This is a genomic window from Streptomyces sp. NBC_01669 (genome assembly GCF_026339735.1).
GTDB lineage: Bacteria > Actinomycetota > Actinomycetes > Streptomycetales > Streptomycetaceae > Streptomyces > Streptomyces yanii.
Genome location: NZ_JAPEQG010000001.1, coordinates 4,208,396 through 4,227,597, shown reverse-complemented (window position 1 = coordinate 4,227,597; position 19,202 = coordinate 4,208,396). Strand labels below are relative to the sequence as shown.

The window sequence follows — 19,202 nt, the reverse complement described above, 5'->3', positions numbered from 1 at the left end:
TGATGGATCTGACGAACCCGGCGAGTCCGACGAACCCGATGGATCTCAACGCGGATCTCGGCGAAGGGTTCGGACACTGGACCCTCACCGATGACGACGCGCTGCTCGACTGCGTCACCAGCGCCAATGTGGCCTGCGGCTTCCACGCGGGCGACGCCTCCGTGATGCGGCGGGTCTGCGACACCGCGGCCGCCAGGGGCGTACGGATCGGCGCCCAGGTCGCCTACCGCGACCTGGCCGGCTTCGGGCGTCGCTCCATGGATGTGCCACCCGCCGAACTCACCGCCGAGATCGCCTACCAGATCGGCGCCCTGCGGGTCTTCGCCGAAGCGGCCGGCTCCACGGTCGCGTACGTCAAACCGCACGGTGCCCTCTACAACCGCGCCGTCTGGGACGACGACCAGGCCGCGGCCGTGGTCGAGGGCGTCCGGCTGGCCGGCGGGGACCTGGCGGTCCTCGGGCTCCCCGGTTCGCGCCTGCTCGCCCACGCCGGGGCCGCGGGTCTCACCGCCGTCGAGGAGGCCTTCGCCGACCGCGCGTACACCCCGCAGGGCACGCTGGTCCCACGGAGCGAGCCCGGCGCCGTGGTGCACGACGAGGACGAAGTCGTGCGCCGCAGTGTCGGGATGGCGGTGGGCCGGGGCGTCACCGGCGCGGACGGCAGCCGGATACCGGTCGCTGCACGCTCGCTGTGCGTCCACGGCGACACCCCGGGCGCGGCGGCGCTGGCGCGCAGGGTCAGAGCGGCGCTCGAAGAAGCGGGCGTGGCCGTGCGGGCATTCGCATGAGCGTGGGCGCGGGTGCCGGCGCCGCGCGTGCGGTCACGGCCGAACGGGGCGCCCCTGCAGGGCAGTCGCGCGACGCGCGTACGTCCGCGTCACGGGAGGCGGGCGCCCGCCCGTCCCCCGACGCGAGCGCTCCGGACGGCATCCGCGTTCTTCCCGCCGGGGCCGGAGCGCTGCTCGTCGAGCTGTCCTCGGGTGAGCACGCCGAGGCCTTTCACGCCGAGCTGTTGCGGCGTCGTGCACGCGGCGAGCTGCCCGCCGTACGCGAGATCGTTCCCGGTGCCCGGACCGTGCTGCTCGACGGCATCGCGGACCGCACCCCGGACGGCAGCGCGCGGCTCGCCCGGGAACTCGTCTCCTGGCGGATACCGCCGCTGCGGCGTGACACCGGGGAGGCCGTCGAGATCCCCGTCGTCTACGACGGCCCGGACCTCGCCGACGTCGCGGCGGCCTGGGGCGTCACCGCCGCCGACGTGCCCCGCATCCACGCCGGGACCGAATTCCGCGTGGCCTTCTGCGGGTTCGCCCCCGGTTTCGGCTACCTCACCGGCCTCCCCGAGCACCGGCACACGCCACGCCGTGCGACGCCGCGCACCAGGGTTCCGGCCGGTGCGCTGGCCCTCGCGGGGGCGTACACCGGGGTGTACCCGCGCCCGTCGCCCGGCGGCTGGCAGATCATCGGGCGGATGCCCGAGCCGGGCGAACTGTGGAACCCGGCTCGCGAACCGGCCGCCCTGCTGAGCCCCGGGGCACGGGTGCGGTTCGTCGCGACGGAGGTGCGGCCATGACCGGTGCCATCGAGGTGGTCAGGGCCGGAGCCCTGACCACCGTTCAGGACGCGGGCCGTATCGGCTGGGCGCACCTCGGGGTGCCGCGCGCCGGCGCCCTGGACGCCCCCTCCCGCCGCCTCGCCAACCGGCTGGCCGGAAACCCCGCGGACGCGGCACTGCTGGAGACGACCGCCACCGGCTGCGCGGTCCGCCCGGACCGGCCCGTGGTCGCCGTCGTCGGCGGTGCGCCCTGCCGGGTCACGGTCGACGGGCGGCCCGTGGGCTGGGGAACACCCGTGCACGTACCGGCGGGCGCGGTGCTCGACGCCGGCCCCGCGGTGCAGGGGCTGCGCAGCTATCTGGCGTTCGGGGGCGGCCTGCTGCCGGAACCGGTGCTGGGCAGCAGGTCCGCGGACCTGCTCTCCGGGCTCGGCCCGGCCCCGCTGCGTGACGGGGACGTACTGCCGCTGGGACACGGGGCGTCGAGGCCCGCGGCCCCCGACGCCGTGCCCTGGCCGGCCGCGCCCGCCGAACTCGTGCTCCCCGTACGCCTCGGCCCCCGCCACACCTGGTTCACGGATGCGGCGCTGCGCACGCTCACCACGGCCACATACCGGGTCTCGCCGCAGAGCAACCGGATCGGCCTGCGCACGGAGGGCCCGGCCCTGGCGCGCGTCCATGAGGGCGAACTGCCCAGCGAGGGGATGGTGCTCGGCGCCATTCAGGTGCCGCCGGACGGCCGCCCGGTGGTGTTCCTCAACGACCATCCGACGACCGGGGGTTACCCGGTCGTCGGTGTCGTGCACGAGACGGCACTCGCGGGGGCGGCACAGGCGGTGCCGGGAACCCGGGTGCGGTTCGTGAGTGCGGGCTGAGGGACTGCCCCCGTCGGGGTGGGCGGCTTCCTACGCCGCCGCCCTGAACCCGCGCAGCCGCAGCGAGTTGCCGACCACGAAGACCGATGAGAACGCCATCGCGGCGCCCGCGATCATCGGGTTGAGCAGTCCGGCCGCGGCGAGCGGCAGGGCGGCCACGTTGTAGGCGAAGGCCCAGAACAGGTTCGTACGGATGGTGCCCAGCGTCCTGCGGGAGAGGCGGATGGCGTCCGCCGCGGCCCGCAGATCCCCGCGTACCAGCGTCAGGTCGCCGGCCTCGATCGCGGCGTCGGTACCCGTACCCATCGCCAGGCCCAGATCGGCCTGGGCGAGAGCGGCCGCGTCGTTGACGCCGTCACCGACCATGGCGACCGAACGGCCCTGGGACTGGAGTTCCTTGACGACGTCGACCTTGTCCTCCGGCATGACCTCCGCGTACACCTTCTCGATCCCGACCTCGGCCGCGACCGCCTCGGCCACCGCCCGGTTGTCACCGGTGAGCAGGATCGGGGTCAGCCCCAGGGCCCGCAGCCGCCGAATGGCCTCCGCACTGGTGTCCTTCACCGCGTCGGCGACTTCGAGGACCGCCCGTGCCTCGCCGTCCCAGGCGACCGCGATGGACGTACGTCCGGCGGCCTCCGCCGCGGCCTTGTGCCGGGCCAGCTCCACCGGCAGGTGGATCTCCCACTCGGCGAGCAGCTGCTCACGGCCGACGAGGACGGCGTGCCCCTCGACGACACCCTGCACGCCGAGCCCCGCGATGTTGGCGAAGTCCTGGGGGGTGGACAATGCGGCGCCGGTGCGCTCGGCGGCTCCGGCAGCGACGGCCTGGGCGATGGGGTGTTCCGAGGAGTGCTCCAGGGCGCCCGCGAGCCGCAGCACTTCGCGCTCGTCCGTACCGTCCGCCGTGTGCACGTCCAGCAGCGTCATCCGGCCGGTGGTGACCGTGCCGGTCTTGTCCAGGACGATCGTGTCGACGCGACGCGTGGTCTCCAGAACTTCCGGGCCCTTGATCAGGATGCCGAGCTGCGCGCCGCGTCCGGTCCCCACCATGAGGGCGGTCGGAGTGGCGAGGCCCAGCGCGCACGGGCAGGCGATGATCAGTACGGCGACGGCGGCCGTGAACGCGGCCGTCAGACCCGCCCCGTTACCCAGCCAGAACCCCAGCGTGCCGAGCGCGAGCGCGATGACCACGGGCACGAAGACCGCGGAGATCCGGTCGGCCAGTCGCTGAGCCGCCGCCTTGCCGTTCTGCGCGTCCTCGACGAGCTTCGCCATCCGCGCCAGCTGTGTGTCGGCGCCGACCCGTGTCGCCTCGACGACGAGCCGGCCGCCCGCGTTGAGCGTGGCACCGGTGACGGAGTCCCCGACACCGACCTCGACCGGCACGGACTCGCCGGTGAGCATGGACGCGTCGACCGCCGAGGCGCCCTCGACGACCGTGCCGTCGGTGGCGATCTTCTCGCCGGGGCGGACCAGGAACCGGTCCCCGACCTGCAGTTCCGCGGTCGGGACGGTCATCTCACGGTCGCCCCGCACCACGGTGACCTCCTTGGCGCCCAGCTCCAGCAGCGCCTTGAGCGCGGCGCCCGCCTTCCGCTTGGAACGGGCCTCGAAATAGCGCCCGGCCAGGATGAACGCGGTGACTCCGGCCGCCGCCTCCAGATAGATGTTCCCGGCGCCGTCGCTGCGGCCGATGGTCAGCTCGAAGGGGTGCGTCATGCCCGTCATCCCCGCCGTGCCGAAGAACAGCGCCCACAGCGACCACAGGAACGCGGCCGACGTACCGAGCGAGATCAGCGTGTCCATCGTCGCCGCACCGTGCCGGGCATTGGTCCAGGCGGCGCGGTGGAACGGCCAGGCGGCATACGTGACGACCGGGGCCGTCAGGGTCAGCGACAGCCACTGCCAGTAGTCGAACTGGAGCGCCGGGATCATCGCCATCGCGATCACGGGGACGGCGAGCATCACGGCGGTGAGCAGCCGCTGCCGCAGCGGACGGAGCTCATCGGCTTCCGCTTCGGCTTCCGACGGTGCGCCTTCCCCGGCAGGTACCGGAGGTGCGGGCTCCTGTGCGGTGTAGCCGGTCTTCTCGACCGTGGCGATCAGGTCCTGTACGGAGATGTCCTCGCCCCGGTAGCTGACCTTGGCCTTCTCCGTGGCGTAGTTGACAGTGGCGGTGACGCCGTCCATCCGGTTCAGCTTCTTCTCGATGCGGGCCGCGCACGATGCGCAGGTCATGCCGCCGATGGCGAGCTCGACCTCTGCGGTGGTGCCGGTGCCGGTTGCGGCGGTGGGCGCGGACACGGTTTCCTCCCAGGCGTAGACGGATGGGATATACCCCTAGGGGGTATCTGATCCTGATCCATGTATACCCCCCACCCCTATGAAGTGCAAGAGTGGATCCGGGATCGAGAGATGGATCATGTGCGTCCGATTGCCGGGCGGCGCTCCGGCCTCGCGTATCTTCGCGTTCGCGCCGAGGCTTCGCCATCACGCGACTGACCCGTAGGCTGGCCATTGGACTAGACCTGTAGCTGCTTACTGGAGGAATGGGGTCCCATGAGCAACCGTGCAGTCCTGGAGGTGATCGCTCTCGACGCGGAGGACGCGGTCGCTGCCCAGGCGGGTGGTGCAGACCGGCTGGAGCTGGTCACCGACATGGCGTCGGACGGCCTGACCCCGTCCTGTGCGACCTTCGCGGAGATCCGTGCCGCGGTCGACATTCCGCTGCGTGTGATGCTCAGGGTGGCGGACGGATTCGCGGCCGGTGACATCGATGTTCTCGTACGCAAGGCGCGCGAGCTGCGGGCCGAGGGTGCCGATGAGTTCGTCCTCGGCTTCCTGGACGCGGCGGGCCACGCGGACCTCGTCGCCGTCGAACGGCTCGTCGCCGAGCTGGACGGCTGCCGCTGGACGTTCCACCGCGCGATCGACCGCGCCACCGACCGGGACACCCTGCGCAAACAGCTGGCAGATCTGCCGGGCCTCGACACGTACCTCACGGCGGGATCGGCGCGCGGCGTCGACGACGGCATCCCGACGCTGCTCGGCGAGGCGGCCCACAAGGGTGAGCCCGGGTACGAGCCGCAGATCCTGGTGGGAGGCGGGCTCCGGCTCGAACACCTGCCCCAGCTGCTGCTCGCGGGCATCGACGCGGTGCACATCGGGGGTGCGGCCCGCCCGAAGGGCTGGGAGGCGCCGGTGGACGCCGCGGCGGTACGGGAGTGGCGGGCGCGGCTCGACGGGTAGGCGACTCACCGGGGTGACCGGTTCCGTCCGCGATCTCCCCCAGGGCCTCAAGGTCATGGGGGAGATCGAGGACAAAGTGGTTACCGGACGACCCCGGTACCCGACAGGCTCTCAGCCCTCGAGCGCCTCCGGCAGCTCCGCCGCATGCACCACCGTCAGCCCCGACACCGCACGGGTCAGCGCCACGTACAGCCGGCGCAGACCCGTGCGTTCGTCCGGTTCGCCGTCGACCACCGCCGCCGGCTCGTCCAGCACCACGTAGTCGTACTCCAGGCCCTTCGCCAGCGACGCCGGGACCAGCGTCAGCCGCGACTCGGCCGTCGTCTCCTCGCCCGGCGACAGATACGCGTGACCCGCCGCCGTCAGCGCCTCCGCCAGCACCGGGATCCGCGCGTCCGCCGCGATCAGCCCGATCGATCCCTCCTGCGCCAGCGACTCCTCGCAGGCCGCGAGCACCGCCGCGTCCAGTCCGGCCACGTCGGCCACCTCCCGTACCGCCAGCGAACCCGGCGACTCACGCACCGACTCCACCGCCGCAAGACCCGGCGAGATGACCGGCAGCAGCCGTGACGCGTACGCGATGACCTCCCTCGGCACACGGAAGCCCGCTGTCAGCTCCTCCACCACGGCGTCCTCCTTGCCCAGGTGGTGCAGCGCCTGCGCCCAGCTCTCCGTCGACCACGGCGTCGTCCCCTGCGCCAGGTCGCCGAGCACCGTCGCCGAACCCGTCGTGCACCGCCGTCCCACCGCCCGGTACTGCATCGGCGACAGGTCCTGCGCCTCGTCGAGGACGACATGGCCGAGCGAGTGCGTACGTGCCACCAGATCGCTGGCCTCGTCGATCAGCACCGCGTCCGCCGCCGACCACTTCGCCGACTTCACGCTGCGGGCCGGCTTCGTCCACAGGATCGTCTTCTGCTCGTCCTCGGTGAGCAGCCCGTCCGCGTGCGCGGCCAGGAACTCCGGGTCGGAGAGCAGTCGCAGGACCAGCTTCGTCGGATCGACCGCGGGCCAGATCGCCTTCACGGCAGCCTTGACCGCCGGAGTACGGGCCACCGCGTTCTGCACCCGGTCGTCGGGCGCCTCGCCGGCCTCCTCCATCCGGACGAGGACGGCGTGCGCGATCCGCTGCGGGAGCGCCTCGTGCGCCGCGCCGTACCGCATGTCGCGGGCCAGCAACTCGGTGACCATCTCCTCCAGTTCGTACGCGGGTACCCGCCACCGCCGCGAACCGCGCACCACCATCACCGGCTCCGTCGGCAGCGTCACATGCGAACGGATCGCCCGCCGCAGCACCTCCGCCATCCGGGCGTCACCCTTGACGACGGCCGCCTCCGCCGCGTCCGATCCCCGCACCTCGACGTGTGCCGCCACCAGATCGTCGACGGTCGCCTGCTTCACCTCCAGCTCACCGAGGGCCGGGAGCACCTGCTCGATGTAGTGGAGGAACGACCGGTTCGGCCCGATCACCAGCGTGCCGGTGCGGGCGAGCCGCTCACGGTGCGCGTACAGCAGATAGGCGACACGGTGCAGACCGACGGCGGTCTTACCCGTACCGGGGCCTCCCTGGACGCAGACCGTCCCGCCCAGCCCGCTACGGACGATCTCGTCCTGCTCCGGCTGGATCGTCGCCACGATGTCGCGCATCGGACCCACGCGAGGCCGCTCGATCTCCGCCTGGAGAAGCTTGCTGGTCTGCGCGGCCTCGGTGGGGTCGGTGAGGTGCTCGTCCTCGTACGCGGTCAGTTCGCCACCGGTGTAGCCGAAACGGCGCCGCTGCCCGACGTCCTGCGGGTCCTTCCTCGAAGCCCGGTAGAACGGCTGCGAGACGGGCGCACGCCAGTCGATGACCATCGGGTCGCCGTCGGCGTCATGGACGTGGCGGCGTCCGATGTAGAACTGCTCTCCCGCCCGTCGCCCACCACCACCCTTGGCCGAGGCGCTACGCGCCGCCCCTCCTGATGCGCCCTCGGCCCGATCCGCACCGACCCGGTGCAGATAGTCGAGGCGGCCGAAGAAGAGCGGGGTGTGCGACAGATCGGCGAGCGCCTTGATGCGTTCGTCGATCTGGGCCTGCAGGACGGCGGCGTTCACCCAGTTCGCGGTGACATCGCGGATGTCGAGGGCCTGGGCGTCCTCGCGCATGGCTCGCAGCGCGGCGCGGGACGCGGCGAGATGGGCGCGCTCGCGAGCCAGCGCATCGGTGGTGGTCGTGACGGCTTCGTGTTCGTGCGCGGGCACGGTGTTGCCTCCGGCTTTTCGACGCAGGACGGCGGACCGCAGCTCGCACCCGGTCACGTGCCGGGGCGATGCGGTCCGCTCGGGGATCGATCACGGGTTACGCACGCTGGTGCGCGTGCGGCTGTCGGCCGGTTTCCGTCCGGTCGGCGGCGCTCCCCCGGCTGCCGGCGAAGAGCCGGTACCACGGTGCGGGAGGCGGGCAGACCGGCGATTGTATCGACCGCGACCGGTGGGGTCGAATGAATTGGACTGCCGGGCCCGCCCCTCCTCCACCCCCGGATCACCCCGTAGGGGACGGCATCCGACCGGAGACCCATGCGGAGCCCACGGGGATTCCGTCCGCGGGCCGATGCCTTTGCGGGACGGGCGCAGGACCATGGACTACATGAGCACCGTCAGTCTGAACCCACACGGGACCGGCCCCGCGCACGGCGCGACCGCGGCCACCGGTCACCCGCCCACCCACCACGTCGGCGACGCCGTGCGCGCCGTCAAGGTCTTCGCACGCGCCGCGTTCGACGTGGCCGTCCTCGGCGAGTACGCGGAGGAGGCGGGCGTCCTCCGCCGCGACCACCGGGAACAGCACGACCACCGAGTACGCCGCGAACACTGAGTCGCGAACACTGAGTACGGCACGGCCCCTGAGTACGGCGCGAACACTGAGTACCGCACGGCCCCTGAGTACGGCGGGGCCGCTGAGTACGCGCGACTGCCGCGGTATGAGTAGCCGACCGGAGGTGGCGGGTCCCCGTCCCGCGGTTGAGTGGCGGCATGGAGAACAGCCGCTACAACGCCTTCGCAGCCCCGACCGCCACCGCGCCGGCCGTCGGCGCACCTCTGCTGCCTCGGGTGATGCGTCCGGCCCCCGTCGCGCAGAGCACCACCGCCTGGGTCGCCCCCACGATCGCCACGGTGCTGGCCGCGATCCTCACCTTCATCGGCGTGTTCACCCTGGGCTTTGCCGTGATGGCCACGGACAGCTGCGGCCCCGACAACTGCTCGTCGGACATCACGGTCCCGCTGGGCCTCATGGGCTACGGGCTCTACGCGTCGCCGTTCGTCACGCCCGTCGCCCTGATCACCGCGTGGGCGCTGCCGTGGCGGCCCCGCTGGGCCGCCGCCCGCCGGTGGGCGGCGGCCGTCGCGGTGCTGCCGGGCCTGACGATGGTCACCGGGCTGTTCCTGCTCCTGACCCTCGGCGGCTGACCGGGCGGGACCGCTCGGTTCAGTTGTCCGTCAGCAGTTCGTCCGCGTCCACGATCCGGTACGCGTACCCCTGCTCGGCCAGGAACCGCTGGCGGTGCGCCGCGAAGTCCTGGTCGATCGTGTCGCGGGCGACCACCGAGTAGAACCGGGCCTCGTGCCCGTCCGCCTTCGGCCGCAGCACCCGGCCGAGCCGCTGCGCCTCCTCCTGCCGCGAGCCGAATGTGCCCGACACCTGAATGGCGACGGTCGCCTCCGGCAGGTCGATCGAGAAGTTCGCGACCTTCGACACGACAAGGACGTTGAGTTCGCCCTCACGGAACGCGTCGAAGAGCTTCTCGCGCTGCGCGTTGCTCGTCTCGCCCTTGATGACCGGGGCGCCCAGATGCTCGCCCAGCTCGTCGAGCTGGTCGATGTACTGCCCGATGACGAGAGTCTGCTCGCCCCGGTGCTTGCGCACCAGCGCCTCCGTCACCTTCCGCTTCGTCGCGGTCGTCGCGCAGAACCGGTACTTCTCCTCCGTCTCGGCGGTCGCGTACGCCAGCCGCTCCGAGTCCGTCAGATTGACCCGCACCTCGACACAGTCGGCGGGCGCGATGTAGCCCTGCGCCTCGATCTCCTTCCACGGCGCGTCGAACCGCTTGGGGCCGATCAGCGAGAAGACGTCCGACTCGCGCCCGTCCTCGCGCACCAGCGTCGCGGTGAGACCGAGCCGCCGACGCGCCTGCAGGTCGGCGGTGAACTTGAAGACGGGCGCGGGCAGCAGATGCACCTCGTCGTAGATCACCAGACCCCAGTCGCGGGAGTCGAACAGCTCCAGGTGCGGGTAGATGCCTTTGCGACGGGTCGTCAGCACCTGGTACGTGGCGATGGTGACCGGCCGGATCTCCTTGCGCGTACCGCTGTACTCGCCGATCTCGTCCTCGGTCAGCGAGGTCCGCTTCACCAGCTCGTGCTTCCACTGCCGGGCCGAGACGGTGTTCGTCACCAGAATCAGCGTGGTCGCCTTGGCCTCCGCCATCGCACCGGCCCCGACCAGCGTCTTCCCGGCACCACACGGCAGTACGACCACTCCGGAGCCGCCGTGCCAGAACCCTTGGACGGCCTGCTTCTGGTACGGACGCAGCGCCCAGCCGTCCTCGGCCAGCTCGATCGGGTGAGCCTCGCCGTCCACGTACCCGGCAAGGTCTTCGGCGGGCCAGCCCAGCTTCAGCAGCGTCTGCTTGATCTGCCCGCGCTCGGACGGGTGCACCGCCACGGTGTCCGGGTCGATCCGCGCTCCGACCAGCGGCTGGACCTTCTTCGACCGGAGGATCTCCTCCAGCACCGGCCGGTCGGTGGAGGTCAGCACCAGCCCGTGGACCGGGTTCTTGGAGAGCGTGAGGCGGCCGTACCGGGCCATCGTCTCGGCGATGTCGACGAGCAGCGCGTGCGGCACCGGGTAGCGGGAGTACTGCACGAGGGCGTCGACGACCTGCTCGGCGTCGTGCCCGGCGGCGCGCGCGTTCCACAGTCCGAGCGGCGTCAGCCGGTAGGTGTGGATGTGCTCGGGGGCACGCTCCAGCTCCGCGAACGGGGCGATCGCACGACGGCAGGCGTCGGCCTGCTCGTGGTCGACTTCCAGGAGCAGTGTCTTGTCGCTCTGGACGATGAGGGGTCCGGTCACGCGTCTCGGCCCTTTCTACGGGGGGTGGCCGCCCGTGCGGCCAAACGTCCAGTGTGCCGCATGCGGGGCAGGTGGTGCGTCGGTGTCGGCCGGCGGGACGTTCGGCCATCCGCCCGCCGCGCGGGCGGGGGGACGTGTCATGGTCCGTGCGTGACTGATGCCGCTGCCGGGGACACGCCTCCGGAACGAACCGCTTCCACGCGCCCGGACGACCGCATACCGTCCGTGCTGCGCTTCTCCACCGAACTCGTCGCCTGGGTCGCCACCCCCTGGGTGCTGGCAGGCCACTCATGGCTGCTTGCCGCCCTGTCGCTGGTGGTGCTGATCGGCCTGCCGGCTGTTCTGTCCACCCCGGGCGACAAGAACAGTGTGCTCGTCGCCGTGCCGGGCTGGGCCACGATCCTGATGGTGCTGGCCGAGCTGGGCGCTGCTGTCGTCTCGTCGTGGCTGCTGTGGCCGGTGTGGGCGGCCGTTCCGGTGACGCTGCTCGCGGCGGCCGCCGTGGTCACCGAGCAGCCGCGGTGGCGGTGGCTCGTCTCGCTGGAGTAAGAGTGCCCGGCAGTAGGCTTCGCGGCGTCGCGGGGCCGGTGCACGCACCTCGCGGCGTTGTCGTCAATCACCAATGCTCCGCGTTGGCTCAATCCTCCGCCTTGCGAGGCACGCACCCCAGCCCCGCTCCTTCACCCGCGCTGCCTACTGCCGGGCACTCCAAGAGCCGTCAGGCATCTTCGGAGTCGGCCAGTTCCGCGACGCCCGTGACCCGGTGCAGCGGGTACGTGCGGATCTCGTCCGCCGTGTGGTCGTACGCCGTCACGAAGCCGCCCTCGACCCGCACCGGAGCGATGACGCGCTGGCTGGCCGCGCCGTCCGCATTGACGTAGCCGATCCAGATCGCCGAGCCCGTCATGGCCGCCGCCTGGACGGTCGCGAGAGTCTCGGCGGAGGTCGTGCGGGGCAGTGAACCGGCCGGGGCCGCGGGGGCCTGGGAGGCGTCCTTGCGGACGACGGTGGCGGCCGTGTCCCCGGCGCGGATCGCCCGTACCGCCGCGCCCAGCAGCGTTCCGTCGGGGAGCGGCGGGCCCTCGGGGACCGGCACGGGGGGTGTACGGGGAGGGGTGCGGCGGGTGCCCGCGCGGGTGATCAGGACATCGCCCTCGGCGGACTCGGCGGCGGGCGCGTACCCCATCTCGCGCAGCCCTTCGAGCAGGGACGCCGGGTCGATCTGGGCGGCCAGCGCCGTCGGGGCGAGGCGGCGCAGGCGCAGGGTGGCCGAGCGTTTGTCGGCGAGGATCTCGCCCAGCACGGCCTCGTCGTCGCAGCGTACGTACGCGGACGCGGCACCGATCCGCAGATGGCCGTGGCGGCGGGCGACGTCGTCGATGAGGTAGCTGAGCGGCTGCGGGACCGGCGTGCGGCTGTGTGCGGCGAGGAACGCGTGCAGATCGGCCGCGGACTGCCCGGCGTCCAGCGCGCGGCGTACGGAGCCGGGCGTGAACCGGTAGACGGTCGCGCCGCCCTTCGACTCGATGTCGGCGAGGACGGACAGCGTGTCCGCGAGGGGGCGCTCCAGCGGGCCCGGCGCGACGGCCGTCAGGTCGGCCTGCAGCAGGACGTGGTCGAGAGACTCCGGGATGAGCGGGGCGAGCAGCGCGGCCGCCTCGGCCGGCCCGGATTCGAGCAGGGCGCGGGACTGGGAGGAGAGGGCGCCGCGGCCGGTGATGCCGAGGAGTTCGGACTCGTTCAGTGTCCACAGGGCGATCCGGGACCGGAGGTCGGTGGTGCCCCCGGCGGAGGTCGAGGCGCCGCGCAGCGGCCGTTCCCAGCGGAGCCGGGCGAGCAGCGTCTCCGGGTCCGGGGCGGTGCCGGGGTCCAGGGAGGCGAGCAGGGCCAGGATGCGGTGGCGCACCTCGGGAGCGGCCGAGCGGTCCAGTTCGGGGCCGAGCGCGGACAGGGCCCGGCCCTTGGCGTCCTGGCCACCGATCAGACCGGCGGTGCGGGTGGCGGCGAGCCAGGCGGTTGCGAGGCGCACCCAGCGCTCCTGGGCGGGGAGTTCGGTCCAGTCGTCGTATGCGGGCGTCGGTGCGTACCGCTCGTCGGCCTCGCCGTCGGAGGCCAGCAGTCCGGCCGCGTAGGCGAGTTCGAGCCAGAACGCGGCGATCGGCTCCGACACGTCGAGGACGGACGCGGTCCGCTTCAGCTCGCGGACGCTGAGGCCGCCGGCCCGGAGCATGGCGGGGCCGCCGGCGTTCCAGCTCGTCAGGAGTTCCTCGACGGTGGACACCGCCAGGTACGCCTGGCCTGCGGCCGCACTGTCCACAGCCTGGGGATCACGGGTCGCGGCCGCCACGACGGCGGGCGGCAGCGGCTCCGGTACGCGGTGGGCGCGCCCGGCCCGCAGATGCAGCGCCGCCTCGCGCGGCAGGACGACGGTGCGCGTCGACACGGGCAGCAACAGCCCGCGGTCGCGCAGCCACTTCACGGGCGGGGTCGGGTTCGGGGTCACTTCCCCGTACGGCGGACCCCACACCAGCCGGTCCAGCACGGCGAGCGCCTCCATCGGCGCGGTGTCCAGCAACTCGCCCATCCTGGTCCGGTCGGTGAACAGCGCGGCCAGCGCGGTCACGGCCGAGACCGGGTCGTGCGTGGCGGGCAGCCCGGCCGCCGCCAGGATCTCCTGCAGCCGGCCCGGCGACATGCCGGCCGTGGCCTCGGCGACGGTCGGCCCGAGACCGGTGGGGGAGGGGTGCTGCGGGGACGGTGCGAGAAGTTCGCGCGCGGTACGGACCAGCCGCAGCCGGTCGCCCTCGCCCCAGACCAGGGCCTGTTCGCGCAAGGTCGCGAGGGCTCCGGGTGCCGCGTCCCGGATCGCCGCACCCGCGTCGTCGCGCTGCGCGCCGTCGTCCTGGCCGTCGCCCGTGAGGAGGGCCAGAAGGGTGTCGTACGAGGCCGGGTCGGGTGCGACCGCGAGCGCCTCCGCGGTCTGCAGGGCGAACCGGTCGAGGTGCTCCAGCGCGCGCACGACAGAGGCACGGGTGCCGGCTCTCGTCGCCAGCTGGGTGATGTCGTTCGGCACGGGAGACAGGAGGTCGGGACGGGCACGCAGCAGCCCGGCCAACGACTCGTCGTCCCGGGCGCGCAGCGCTTCGGCGAGCGTCCGCGGTGGTGTGGTCATCCCCATCCGTCCCACGGTAGTCGCTCCGGACAGGCCCGAGGGCGCTACGGTCGGTGCAGGGCGGCCGGAGGGGAACCGAGGGGAACCATCGCGTGGGGATCGAGAGCGACCAGCTCGTCTACGACTATCTGAGCCGGGTCGGAGACCTGGCCCAGCAGCAACAGCTGTCCTCGGGCGCCCGGATGCGGCTCGTGGCGGCACTGCGCACCGAGATCGACCGGCAGCGCGGAAGCCAAGGCACGGACACGCCGGCGGCGGTGCGGCGCATCATCGGGAAGCTCGGCACACCGGACGAACTGGTGGCCGCGGCGGCGAGGTCGGGGGACGGGACCGTGATGCTGCCGGAGGCGACGAAGGACGGGAAACGGGGCGATCCGGAGCCGCGGGGGATTCCACGGCCGCGGAGAGGGACCTTCCGGAAAGAGAGTTTGCGCAAGGGCGCGTCGGAGGCGGACCCGGAGACAGGTGGGGTGCCTGGGGCGCGTGAAGCGCCTGAGAGTTCTGGGGCCTCTGCTGCTTCGAGGGGGGACGGGCCGTCGCCGCCGCACATGGCGGGGACGGATGAGCTCGGAGCGTCCGGGAGCGAACCCGACTGGTGGCGCATCGAGCCGGGGCCGTTCGGGGACGGGGTGCGGGTGCCGGGGTTCACCGGTGGGGTGGAGATTCCGGACCTTCTGAAACCGCCGCCGGCCGCGGAGGAAACGGAAGCGGCTGCCGAGGGCGAGGCGGAGGGGGACGGGAACGGTTCCGCTGAGGACGGCGGGAGCGAGGGCGCGCGGAGGCGCCGGCGGCCGCGGATCCGACGGCGTGCGCCACGGGAGAGCGCGGGGTTCCGGTTCGCCCACCCGCTGCTGCTGCTCGCCGCCGGGTTGCTGGTCACGGGTGCGGTGACGGGATCCCTGCTGGCACTCGCGGGCGGCTGGCTGATCGCGTACAGCTCGCGCACGCTCTCCCGCGCGGAGGCGAAGCTGGCCGCGATGGGGCTGCCCGGAGCGGCCGTGGTGGGCGGCCTGGTCTGGCTGTGGGGACGGATGGACGGGCGCTGGGGCGAGCCGATTCCGGAGGACGGGATGGGGGATGCGCTGACCGGGGTGTGGCCGGTGGTGGTGCGGGCGGCTGCGGTGGCCTCGGCGGTGTTCCTGGTGTGGCGGGCGGGGAAGCGGGTGGGGTAGGCGGAACCGGTCACCCCGGGCCGGGGCGGGACCACGGAGCCCCGGGTACCACCAGCGGCGAACCCGTCACCGGGTCCGGGACGATCACTGACTCCAGGCCGAAGACCTGGCGTACGAGGTCTGCCGTGACGATGTCCTCGGGGCGGCCCTCGGCGACGATCCGGCCCGCCTTCATCGCGACCAGGTGGTCCGCGTACCGCGCGGCCTGGTTCAGGTCGTGGAGCACGGTGACGACGGTGCGGCCCCGGGTGCCGTCCGCCGCCGGGGCTGCGAGCTGCCGGACCAGGTCGAGAACCTCCACCTGGTGCGCGATGTCGAGGTACGTCGTCGGCTCGTCGAGCAGCAGCAGATCCGTCTCCTGGGCCAGCGCCATCGCGATCCAGACCCGCTGCCGCTGACCGCCGGAGAGTTCGTCCACCGACCGGTCGCCGAGTGCCGTGATGTCCGTACGCTCCATCGCGCTGGTCACCGCCCGCTCGTCCTCGTCCGACCACTGCTGCCACCAGTGCTGGTGCGGCTGGCGGCCGCGGGCGACGAGGTCGGAGACGGTGATCGCCTCGGGCGCGACCGGGGTCTGCGGCAGCAGCCCGATCGACTGGGCGATCTTCCTGGTGGGGATCCGGGACAGCTCCGTACCGTCGAGGAGTACGGCTCCGCCGCGCGGCTTCAGGAGCCGGCCGAGCGCCCGCAGGGTCGTCGACTTGCCGCACGCGTTCGGGCCGACGATGACCGTCACCCGGCCGTCCGGCACGGTGAGGTCCAGGTCGTGCACGACCGTGCGGTCCTCGTACGCGAGGGTCAGCCCGCGTGCGGTGAGCCGGCCGGTCGTCGTCCCGGCGACGGCGTCGGACGTACGGGTCGAGCTCATGCTGTGCCTCCACTACGACCACCGTGACCGCGGATGATCAGCCAGATCAGATACGGGGCGCCGACCGCCGCCGTCAGCACGCCCACCGGCAACTCGGTGGGCGAGAAGAGCTTGCGCGCCAGCAGGTCGGCGAAGACGACGATCACCGCGCCGAGCAGCGCCGAGCAGAACAGCGGAATCTGCGCGGTCCGCGTCATGCGGCGGGCGATCTGCGGGGCGAGGAGTGCCACGAAGTCGACGGGACCGGCCGTTCCGGTCGCCACGGACGCCAGGATCACGCCGAGTGCGACGAGCCCCAGCCGTACGCGTCCCAGACGTACTCCGAGGGCTGTCGCGGTGTCGTCGTCCATCGAGACGGTGCGCTGGGCGCGGGCGGCCCACAGGACGGCCGGCAGCAGGATCAGCAGCGTCCAGCCGATCGGCGCGGCCTCGGACCAGCCGCGGCCGTTGAGCGAGCCGGTCATCCAGATCTGCGCCTGCTGGGCGACCAGGTAGTCGCCCTTCGTCAGGAACAGCGTGGTGACGGACCGCAGCGCGATGGCGAAGCCGATGCCGATGAGGACGAAGCGGGTGGCGTGCAGCCCGCCACGCCAGGCGAAGACGTACACGAGCGCCGCCGCGGCCACCCCGCCGATGACGGACAGGTACGGCAGCACGGTGTACGAGGTGACGCCGAAGGTCATCGCGCCGACCGTGAGCGCGCCCGCGCCCTGGCTGATGCCGATGATGTCGGGACTGGCCAGCGGATTGCGGGCCACCGTCTGGATCAGCGCACCGGCGATCCCGAAGGCCGCGCCGACGAGCAGCCCGACGACCATGCGCGGCAGCCGCAATGTCCCGACGACCAGTTCGTTCTGCGACGGCTGTCCGAGGATCACCTTCACGACCTCGCCGGGCGCGACGAAGCTCTCGCCGACGCAGAGGTACGCGACACAGACGCCGGCCAGCAGGACGATGAGCGTGGCGGCGACGACGGCCGCCCGCCGGTGCAGCAGGAACCGGCCCCGCGCCCCGATCCGTACGACGTGGTACCCGGCGGGCCGCACCCGGACCGTGGTGTCGCTCATGCGGGCACCGCCTTCCGGCGCACCAGCGTGACAAGGAAGGGAACCCCGATCAGTGCCGTCATCACGCCCGCCGGGACCTCGCTCGGCGGGAAGACGATGCGGCCGATGACATCGGAGACGAGCAGCATGACGGGCCCGATCAGTGCGGCCATCGGCAGCACCCAGCGGTGGTCGCTGCCGACGATCGCGCGGGCGATGTGGGGGACGGCGAGTCCGATGAACGCGATCGGGCCGGCCGCCGCGACGCCGACGCCGGTCAGCACGGTGGCCCCGATGCCGCCGACGATCCGTACCGTCGCGACCTTCTGTCCGAGCCCCTTCGCCACGTCCTCGCCGAGCGCCAGCGCATCGAGCCCGCGGGCCACGGACAGCACGAGCACGGTCCCGACCAGCATGAACGGCCAGATCTGCTGGGCCACATCGGCCTCGCGCCCGGCGATCGAGCCGACCTGCCAGAAGCGGAACTCGTCCAGCGCGGACGCCTTGGTCGTCAGCACCGCCATCGTCACCGACACCAGCAGCGCGTTGATCGCGGCGCCGCCGAGGGCGAGTTTCACGGGGGTGGCGCCCCCGCGCCCGCTGGACGCGATGGCGTACACGGCGACGGAGGCGATCGCCGCGCCCGCGAACGCGAACCACACGTACCCCGTCAGGGTGTGGATCCCGACGTACGCGATGGCCAGCACCACGCCCACCGAGGCGCCCTGGCTGATGCCGAGGATGCCGGGGTCGGCGATGGGGTTACGGGTGATGCCCTGGAGCACCGTGCCCGCGAGGGCCAGTGCCGCGCCGACCATCAGCCCGATCAGGGTGCGTGGCACCCGCATGTTCCGGATGACTTCGGCGGCGTCGGAGTGCCCTCCGTGCAGCAGGGCGTCGATCACCTGGGACGGGGGTATGGAGCGTGCCCCCACGGCAAGACTGAGAAGTACCGCCACCAGCAGCGCCGCGACGGCCGCCGCCGTCGCGAGTGCGCGTCTGGAGCGGCGTGGTGCGGCGGCTGACATCGGACCCAATCGGCAAGCTGGAAGGCATAGCGAGGTAAGGCTTGGCTAAGTCTAAGTGGAGCCCGCCGGAGTCCGAGGGGCGGGAGGGGCCTGCGGGACCAAGGGGTACCGAGGGGTACCGAGGGGCGGAAGGAAGCTGTGCACTCGGCACAATGGGCACCATGGCTCCGCACCCCCTGACGGTCGGCTTCGACCTCGATATGACGCTCATCGACTCCCGGCCGGGCATCAAGGCCGCCTACCGGGCGCTGTCCGCCGAGACCGGGACGCCGATCGATGTCGACCTGGTCGTCAGCAGGCTCGGACCGCCCGTGGAGCACGAGCTCGCGAACTGGTACCCGGCGCACGCCGTGGCCGCCGCGGCCGACCGTTACCGGGAGATCTATCCCGCGTACGCGATCACGCCGAGCCCCACCCTGCCCGGCGCCCGGGAATCCGTTGCCGCGATCCGCGCGCGGGGCGGCCGGACGATCGTCGTCACCGCGAAGCACACGCCGAACGCCAGGCTCCACCTGGCACACCTGGGAATCGAACCCGACGAGGTCATAGGAAGCCTGTGGGCGGAGCGCAAGGGGGATGCGCTGCGCGAGCACGGCGCGCAGGTGTACGTCGGCGACCACACCGGGGACGTGCGCGGCGCCCGTACCGCCGATGCCCTGTCGGTCGGGGTCACGACGGGCCCGTGCGACGCGGACGAACTGCGGGAGGCGGGCGCGGACGTCGTCCTTCCGGACCTCACGCACTTCCCGGCGTGGCTGCGCACCTACCCGGAACCGGCGTGACCGGCGTCCGTCCCCGTCAGCGTGCGGTCCGCTTGGGGGATGCCGCCCATGCCGACCGCACCACGCCCGCCGCGGCGATCAGGAACCCCACGCCCATCAGCATGCACAGGGCATACGCGAAGGACGGGAACGGGTCGGTCCCGAGGAACAGCGGAGCCACCGTGACCAGTGTGGCCAGGGCCCCGATGAAGAAAACGATCGCGCCGACGCGGACAAGCCGGTCACCTGCGCCAGAGGGAGGAATACTCACCCCGTCAGGGTAGTTCCCGCCCCGGAGCCACCGTCCCTTCACCCGGAGTGCGCCGTTTCCGGACAGAGTCCGGATGACCAGGCTTGACGGGG

General features: G+C 72.6%; 17 protein-coding genes. 9 read left to right on the top strand and 8 right to left on the bottom strand.

Annotated elements, in window-relative coordinates; translation table 11 throughout:
* Window positions 1-38 precede the first annotated feature (38 nt).
* The 3 genes from pxpA to OG972_RS18775 are packed head-to-tail and all read left to right on the top strand — an operon-like array spanning window position 39 to window position 2,430.
* Window positions 39-788: a LamB/YcsF family protein gene (gene pxpA / locus OG972_RS18785; RefSeq protein ID WP_266990570.1), complete on the top strand. Its 750-nt coding sequence runs from the start codon at window positions 39-41 to the stop codon at window positions 786-788.
* Window positions 785-1,573: an allophanate hydrolase subunit 1 gene (locus OG972_RS18780; protein ID WP_266983009.1), complete on the top strand. Its 789-nt coding sequence runs from the start codon at window positions 785-787 to the stop codon at window positions 1,571-1,573. Before pxpA ends, OG972_RS18780 begins: the two co-directional genes overlap by 4 nt.
* Window positions 1,570-2,430, top strand: coding sequence for a biotin-dependent carboxyltransferase family protein (locus tag OG972_RS18775; RefSeq protein ID WP_266983008.1), 861 nt, complete (start codon window positions 1,570-1,572; stop codon window positions 2,428-2,430). Before OG972_RS18780 ends, OG972_RS18775 begins: the two co-directional genes overlap by 4 nt.
* Window positions 2,431-2,460: 30 nt before the next feature.
* On the opposite strand, the gene OG972_RS18770 is transcribed toward OG972_RS18775, so the two are convergent.
* On the bottom strand, window positions 2,461-4,737 hold the full coding sequence (locus OG972_RS18770) for a cation-translocating P-type ATPase (RefSeq protein WP_266983006.1): 2,277 nt from the start codon (window positions 4,735-4,737) through the stop codon (window positions 2,461-2,463).
* A gap of 255 nt (window positions 4,738-4,992) precedes the next feature.
* Between OG972_RS18770 and OG972_RS18765 the strand changes: the two genes are divergently transcribed.
* Entirely contained in the window at window positions 4,993-5,682 is a 690-nt protein-coding gene (locus OG972_RS18765; protein WP_266983004.1) for a copper homeostasis protein CutC, read from the top strand.
* A 111-nt stretch (window positions 5,683-5,793) separates the two neighbouring features.
* On the opposite strand, the gene OG972_RS18760 is transcribed toward OG972_RS18765, so the two are convergent.
* A complete protein-coding gene (locus tag OG972_RS18760; protein WP_266983002.1) occupies window positions 5,794-7,923 on the bottom strand; it encodes a UvrD-helicase domain-containing protein in 2,130 nt (709 codons plus the stop codon).
* Window positions 7,924-8,308: 385 nt separating this feature from the next.
* On the opposite strand from OG972_RS18760, the gene OG972_RS18755 reads away from it, so the two are divergent.
* Window positions 8,309-8,536 (top strand): hypothetical protein, encoded by a 228-nt coding sequence (locus tag OG972_RS18755; RefSeq protein ID WP_266983000.1) that lies wholly within the window; start codon window positions 8,309-8,311, stop codon window positions 8,534-8,536.
* A 158-nt stretch (window positions 8,537-8,694) separates the two neighbouring features.
* Window positions 8,695-9,129, top strand: a complete 435-nt coding sequence (locus OG972_RS18750; RefSeq protein WP_266982998.1) for a hypothetical protein — start codon at window positions 8,695-8,697, stop codon at window positions 9,127-9,129.
* A 19-nt stretch (window positions 9,130-9,148) separates the two neighbouring features.
* On the opposite strand, the gene OG972_RS18745 is transcribed toward OG972_RS18750, so the two are convergent.
* Window positions 9,149-10,792 carry a DNA repair helicase XPB gene (locus OG972_RS18745; RefSeq protein WP_266982996.1) on the bottom strand — a complete coding sequence of 548 codons (1,644 nt, stop codon included), beginning with the start codon at window positions 10,790-10,792 and terminating at the stop codon, window positions 9,149-9,151.
* A gap of 150 nt (window positions 10,793-10,942) precedes the next feature.
* Between OG972_RS18745 and OG972_RS18740 the strand changes: the two genes are divergently transcribed.
* On the top strand, window positions 10,943-11,341 hold the full coding sequence (locus OG972_RS18740; protein ID WP_266982994.1) for a hypothetical protein: 399 nt from the start codon (window positions 10,943-10,945) through the stop codon (window positions 11,339-11,341).
* Window positions 11,342-11,510: 169 nt separating this feature from the next.
* On the opposite strand, the gene OG972_RS18735 is transcribed toward OG972_RS18740, so the two are convergent.
* Complete coding sequence (locus OG972_RS18735; RefSeq protein ID WP_266982992.1) at window positions 11,511-13,970, bottom strand: helicase C-terminal domain-containing protein; 2,460 nt, start codon at window positions 13,968-13,970, stop codon at window positions 11,511-11,513.
* An 86-nt stretch (window positions 13,971-14,056) separates the two neighbouring features.
* On the opposite strand from OG972_RS18735, the gene OG972_RS18730 reads away from it, so the two are divergent.
* Window positions 14,057-15,136 (top strand): hypothetical protein, encoded by a 1,080-nt coding sequence (locus tag OG972_RS18730; protein ID WP_266982990.1) that lies wholly within the window; start codon window positions 14,057-14,059, stop codon window positions 15,134-15,136.
* 10 nt (window positions 15,137-15,146) lie between these two features.
* Here the strand turns inward: OG972_RS18730 and OG972_RS18725 are convergent, their stop codons facing one another.
* The 3 genes from OG972_RS18725 to OG972_RS18715 are packed head-to-tail and all read right to left on the bottom strand — an operon-like array spanning window position 15,147 to window position 18,078.
* On the bottom strand, window positions 15,147-16,004 hold the full coding sequence (locus tag OG972_RS18725; protein WP_266982988.1) for an ABC transporter ATP-binding protein: 858 nt from the start codon (window positions 16,002-16,004) through the stop codon (window positions 15,147-15,149).
* Window positions 16,001-17,071 (bottom strand): iron chelate uptake ABC transporter family permease subunit, encoded by a 1,071-nt coding sequence (locus OG972_RS18720; protein ID WP_266982986.1) that lies wholly within the window; start codon window positions 17,069-17,071, stop codon window positions 16,001-16,003. The genes OG972_RS18725 and OG972_RS18720 overlap by 4 nt, the downstream gene beginning before the upstream one ends.
* Window positions 17,068-18,078, bottom strand: coding sequence for an iron ABC transporter permease (locus OG972_RS18715; protein WP_266982984.1), 1,011 nt, complete (start codon window positions 18,076-18,078; stop codon window positions 17,068-17,070). The genes OG972_RS18720 and OG972_RS18715 overlap by 4 nt, the downstream gene beginning before the upstream one ends.
* Window positions 18,079-18,230: 152 nt before the next feature.
* Between OG972_RS18715 and OG972_RS18710 the strand changes: the two genes are divergently transcribed.
* A complete protein-coding gene (locus tag OG972_RS18710; RefSeq protein WP_266982982.1) occupies window positions 18,231-18,860 on the top strand; it encodes an HAD family hydrolase in 630 nt (209 codons plus the stop codon).
* Between the two features lie 16 nt (window positions 18,861-18,876).
* On the opposite strand, the gene OG972_RS18705 is transcribed toward OG972_RS18710, so the two are convergent.
* Window positions 18,877-19,110, bottom strand: a complete 234-nt coding sequence (locus OG972_RS18705; protein WP_266982980.1) for a hypothetical protein — start codon at window positions 19,108-19,110, stop codon at window positions 18,877-18,879.
* Between the last annotated feature and the right edge of the window lie 92 nt (window positions 19,111-19,202).

What these genes read in the sequence shown, in the direction of transcription:
- pxpA (WP_266990570.1), top strand. Translation starts at nt 39, where the DNA reads ATGGATCTCAACGCGGATCTCGGCGAAGGGTTCGGACACTGGACCCTC.
- OG972_RS18780 (WP_266983009.1), top strand. Translation starts at nt 785, where the DNA reads ATGAGCGTGGGCGCGGGTGCCGGCGCCGCGCGTGCGGTCACGGCCGAA.
- OG972_RS18775 (WP_266983008.1), top strand. Translation starts at nt 1,570, where the DNA reads ATGACCGGTGCCATCGAGGTGGTCAGGGCCGGAGCCCTGACCACCGTT.
- OG972_RS18765 (WP_266983004.1), top strand. Translation starts at nt 4,993, where the DNA reads ATGAGCAACCGTGCAGTCCTGGAGGTGATCGCTCTCGACGCGGAGGAC.
- OG972_RS18755 (WP_266983000.1), top strand. Translation starts at nt 8,309, where the DNA reads ATGAGCACCGTCAGTCTGAACCCACACGGGACCGGCCCCGCGCACGGC.
- OG972_RS18750 (WP_266982998.1), top strand. Translation starts at nt 8,695, where the DNA reads ATGGAGAACAGCCGCTACAACGCCTTCGCAGCCCCGACCGCCACCGCG.
- OG972_RS18735 (WP_266982992.1), bottom strand. Translation starts at nt 13,970, where the DNA reads ATGGGGATGACCACACCACCGCGGACGCTCGCCGAAGCGCTGCGCGCC.
- OG972_RS18725 (WP_266982988.1), bottom strand. Translation starts at nt 16,004, where the DNA reads ATGAGCTCGACCCGTACGTCCGACGCCGTCGCCGGGACGACGACCGGC.
- OG972_RS18720 (WP_266982986.1), bottom strand. Translation starts at nt 17,071, where the DNA reads ATGAGCGACACCACGGTCCGGGTGCGGCCCGCCGGGTACCACGTCGTA.
- OG972_RS18715 (WP_266982984.1), bottom strand. Translation starts at nt 18,078, where the DNA reads ATGTCAGCCGCCGCACCACGCCGCTCCAGACGCGCACTCGCGACGGCG.
- OG972_RS18710 (WP_266982982.1), top strand. Translation starts at nt 18,231, where the DNA reads ATGGGCACCATGGCTCCGCACCCCCTGACGGTCGGCTTCGACCTCGAT.